The 4,552-nt window shown below is 76.3% G+C and carries 4 protein-coding genes; 2 read left to right on the top strand and 2 right to left on the bottom strand.

Annotation, left to right across the window (positions count from 1 at the left end):
* Together VR44_RS36270 and VR44_RS36265 are read right to left on the bottom strand one after the other, a co-directional pair.
* A partial coding sequence (locus VR44_RS36270) for a PAS domain-containing protein (RefSeq protein ID WP_157880519.1) occupies nucleotides 1–1,040 on the bottom strand: 1,040 nt, incomplete at its 3' end.
* 4 nt (nucleotides 1,041–1,044) lie between these two features.
* Nucleotides 1,045–2,433 carry an MFS transporter gene (locus tag VR44_RS36265; protein WP_045951917.1) on the bottom strand — a complete coding sequence of 463 codons (1,389 nt, stop codon included), beginning with the start codon at nucleotides 2,431–2,433 and terminating at the stop codon, nucleotides 1,045–1,047.
* Nucleotides 2,434–2,660: 227 nt separating this feature from the next.
* Here VR44_RS36265 and VR44_RS36260 point away from each other — a divergent pair, with 227 nt between their 5' ends.
* Together VR44_RS36260 and VR44_RS36255 are read left to right on the top strand one after the other, a co-directional pair.
* Entirely contained in the window at nucleotides 2,661–3,566 is a 906-nt protein-coding gene (locus tag VR44_RS36260) for a LysR family transcriptional regulator (protein ID WP_045951916.1), read from the top strand.
* 115 nt (nucleotides 3,567–3,681) lie between these two features.
* Entirely contained in the window at nucleotides 3,682–4,398 is a 717-nt protein-coding gene (locus tag VR44_RS36255; RefSeq protein WP_045951915.1) for a class I SAM-dependent methyltransferase, read from the top strand.
* Nucleotides 4,399–4,552 lie beyond the last annotated feature (154 nt).

Here is a 4,552-nt window from a genome sequence, read left to right as displayed (position 1 = left end):
TGCCGGCCGCCGAACGCGGGCAGCAGCTCCTCGGTGACCACCGCCGACACCTGCCGGGCCGTCATCGCCTCGGTCAGCGCGATCGCCAGCGCCACCGGCCGGTACTGGGCCGGGGCCCGCCCCGCCGGGGCTCCGGCCCAGGCTCCCGGCCGGGCCCCCGCACCGGGCGCGAACACGGGCCGCTCGGCCGCCTCCAGGACCACCGTCACCCCCGAAGGCCCCGGGTACAGCCCCACCGACAGCCCCGCGGGATCCGCCCCCGCCTCACGCCGGGCGTCGAAGAACAGCGGCTCACCGGAGAGGAACGCCCCCCGCAGGTGGTCCTCGTACGCCGGGTGCCTCAGCCACGGCAGCGCCTCCCACAGCCCCCGGCCGAGCAGCCGCTCCACCGGCAGCCCGAGCAGCCGTGCGGCGGCCGCGCCGGCGAACCCGATGACACCCTGCCGGTCCACCGACAGCACCCCCTGCGCCAGCCGGTCCACGGCCTCCCCGGGGCCCCCGCCCGGCACCGGCCACGGCACGCCCAGGGGATCCCCCTCCCAGCACACCGGATCCCCGCCGGCCGCCAGCTCCGCCAGCTCCCGCCCCAGCTCCTCGGCGGCCTCCCGGATCCGCCTGCCGTCACCCGCGCCGACCGCGCCCCCCGGCGCCGCCGCACGGATCACCAGCAGCACCCCGAACCGCTCCGGCCCGCTGCCCACCGGCTCGTACAGCGAACCGAACGGGAACGGCAGCCCCGCCATCAGCTGCGGGAAGCGCCGCACCGCGCTCTCCCCGTCCGGCAGGTGCACCGCCTGCCCGCTGCGGAAGGCCTCCGCCACCGGGTACGGGCGGTTCACCTGGATCCGCCACCAGGGCCGGAACAACGGCCCCGGCAGACCCGTCACCGCCGCCATCCGCAGCAGCCCCTCGGTGCCCGACCGCAGGTAGACCCCGCCCGCGTACCCGCCGAGGGCCCGCACCGCACCCACCGTCGCCCGCGCGAGCGCCCGGCCCACGGCGCCGGACGCCCGGCCGCCGCCGTCCGCTCTCGCCGTCATACGGTCAGGATGCTCCCTGGCCCCCGGCCGCTGCACTCCGGCGTCGCCCCGTCCCGCGGAAGCCGGACACCACCACCGCCGCCGCGGCCAGCAGCACCGCCGCGACCGTACGCAGCGCCACCCCCATGGCGTCGGTGAACGCGGCCGCCTGCCCCGGGTCGGCCCCCGGGCTCCCGTGGAACCGGGAGGCCAGTACCGTGCCGACCACGGCCACGCCCAGCGCCGCGCCGATCTCCCGGGCCGCCGTGTTCAGCCCGGCGCCCAGCCCCGCCTGGTGGGGCGGCAGGGACGAGACCACCGTCAGGGTCAGCGAGGGCGCGCACAAGCCCGTTCCCGCCGACAGCACCAGCAGGTGGCAGGCGTACACCGGGTACGGGGTCCCCGCGCCGACGGTGGACACCAGCAGCAGACCGGCCGCGATCAGCACCAGCCCCAGACCCACCGGCAGCCGGGGCCCGGTCCGCTGCTGCAGCCGGGCGCCCAGGCGCGGCACCAGCGCCATGCCGATCGTCAGCGGGACGATCGCGAAGCCGGTGCGGGCGGGCGAGAAGCCCTTCGCGTACTGCAGGTACTGGGCGTTGACGAAGAACAGCGAGAAGAGCCCGAAGAAGGCGGCGCCGATCCCCAGCGTCCCGGCGCGCAGCCTGCGGGAGGCGAAGATCCGCGGGTCCAGGAGCGGACGGGCGGCCCGCAGCGCGTACCCGGCGAACGCCGCGAGCAGCGCGGCCCCGGCCCCGAAGGCGGTCAGGACCTGTTCCGAGGACCAGCCGTACGAGGGCCCCTCGATGATCCCGTAGACCACCGCGAACAGCGCCCCCGCCAGGATCAGCGCCCCCAGCGGGTCGACGGCCGCGTCCGGACGCGAAGGCGTACGGGGCACCGCCCGGGCCACCGTGAGGGCCAGCAGCGCGGCCAGCGGGACGACCGCCCAGAACAGCGCCCGCCAGGTGAGGAACTCCCCGGCGAGACCACCGCCGACGTTGCCCGCCAGGCCCCCGAGGCCGGCGGAGAGCGTCCAGGTGGCCAGCGCCTGCGGGCGCCGCTCGGCCGGGGTCAGACGGACCAGTACGGACATGGTGGCCGGCATGATCAGCGCGGCCCCCGCCCCGCACAGCCCGCGCCCGGCGATCAGCACGGCGGGGTCCGGGGCCAGCGCGCTCAGCGCCCCGCCGCCGGCGAACAGGGCGAGTCCGGACAGCAGGGCGCCCTTGCGGCCGTAGCGGTCGCCGAGGGCCCCGGCCGGGATCAGCAGGGCGGCGAAGACGATCACGTAGGCGTCGACGGCCCACAACAGCTCGCCGGGGCTCGGGTGCAGGGTCGAGGCGGCCAGCTGCGGGATCAGCAGGTTCACCGCGGCGACCATCCCCTGGGCGACGAGCACGCAGGCGTACAGCGCGAGCCGGGCGGCACGGGACGGTCCCGGAGCGGAACCTCCCCCGGGGGCGGGGTCCCCGGAGGGCGGGCCGCCGGATGCGGACGCGACCGGCGGGCGGGCATGGCGGAGCACGGCTCCTCCTCGGAGTCGGTGGACGGTGGTGGTGACCGGGGGAGATCAACCCCCGCGGAACCACCGTAGAGTTGGGAAGACCTGCTTTCCAGTGCAACTTCCGCAAGGGATGAATGCGTGTGACGCAATCCAGGTCTTCCGGGCTGGACCTGAACCTGCTCCTGGCCCTCGACGTGCTGCTGGAGGAGTCGAGCGTCTCCGCGGCCGCCGCCCGCCTCCACCTCTCCGAACCCGCCATGAGCCGTACCCTCGGCCGGATCCGCAAGGCCCTCGGTGACCCCGTCCTGGTCCGGGCCGGCCGCAGCATGGTCCCCACCCCCCACGCCCTCTCCCTCCAGGGGGAGGTCCGGTCCGTCGTCGAACGGGCCCGGGCCCTGTTCCTGACCGGAGGCGAGGTCGACCTCAGAACCCTGGAACGCACCTTCACCGTCCTGGCCCACGACTCCTTCGCAGCCACCTTCGGCGCCACCCTCTTCCAGCGGATGGCCGAGGAAGCCCCCGGCGTCAGGCTGCGGTTCCTCTCGGAGAGCCACGTCGACGTGCCCGCCCTGCGCGAAGGGGTCGCGGACCTGGAGGTCGGCGTCATCGACAACCGTTCCCCCGAGGTGTGCGTCGAGCACCTCTTCGACGAGCGGATGCTCGGCGTCGTCCGCCCCGGACACCCGCTCCTGCGGGGCCCCCTCACCGCCCGCCGGTTCGCCGCCGGGGAGCACCTGATCGTCTCCCGGCGCGGCAGGCTGGAGGGACCGGTCGACGCCGCCCTCGCCGAACAGGGCCTCTCCCGGCGGGTCGTGGGCAGCATCGGCTCCTACCCCGCCTCGCTGTTCGTACTGCGCGAGACCGACCTCATCGGCCTCATCGCCACCCGTACCGTCCGCCAGGCCGAGGCGCTCGGACTCGTCACCTTCGAGGTCCCCCTGGAACTCCCCACCCTCCCCTTCGCCTGGCACCCCCGACACGACGCCGACCCCGCCCACGCCTGGCTGCGCGCCCGCGCCCGCGCACTGGTCCCCTCCTGACGGGAGCCCTCCGCGCCCCGTACGCACGGCGCACTGACCCGAACGCCTCCCCCTACGGGGGACGCACCGGCCCCGCCCGCCGTCCCCCGCGCCCCCGCCGGGGAGGCATGGCGGCATGCACGACGACATCTCCAGCCACCCCGCGCCCCGGGCCGCCTTCACCGCGGCCGACGCCCACACCCTGCGCACCGCCCTCGACGCCCTCGGCGGGGTCCGTGACCTCGACACCCTCGACGTCGCCTGCGGACACGGCGGCACCGCCGCACTGCTCGCCCGCGGCGGCGCCCGCCGGACCGTCGGCGTCGACAACTGCCCCGACCGCGTCCGCCGGGCCCGCGAACGGCAGAGCGGGCACACGGCCGCCGTCGAGTACGTCGTCGCCGACCCCGCCGACATGCCCCAGCTCGGCCCCTTCGACCTGGTCACCGCCGTCTACCCGTTCAGCCACGCCCCCGACCGGGCCGCCCTGCACGCCATGTTCCGCGGCATCCGCGCCAACCTGCGCCCCGGCGGCAGACTGCTGTCCCTGGTCCGCAACCCCGGCGCCTACCCCCACGTCGACTGGTCCCCCTACGGGATGCGCATCCTCGACCGGCTGCCGGACGGCGACGCTCCCCTGCTCAAGGCCCGGTTCCTGACCGACCCCCCGCTCGACTTCGAGTACCGCGAATGGGCACACGCCGACTTCGCCGAAGCCGCCGTCGACGCCGGCTTCTCCACCGTGGCCTGGCAGCCCAGCCGGACCCCGCCCGCCGACGCGGCGCGCGACGAGGCCTACTGGACGGCCTACCGCGCCGCCCCCGTCAGCTCCCTGATGACCTGCACGGCGTAGGAGACGGCACGTGGACCGGGCTCACTCCTCGTCGGCCGTCGCCCGGACCAGCTCCACGATCCGGTCCCGGGCCGCCCGCCCCTCCGGCACCGGAAGCAGCGGATACCCGTGCGGCATGCCCGGCTCCTCGTGCCACTCCACCTCCGCACCCGCC

It is taken from the genome of Streptomyces katrae, assembly GCF_000966975.1.
Taxonomy (GTDB): Bacteria; Actinomycetota; Actinomycetes; order Streptomycetales; family Streptomycetaceae; genus Streptomyces; species Streptomyces katrae.
This window is presented reverse-complemented; position numbering and strand designations above follow the sequence as displayed.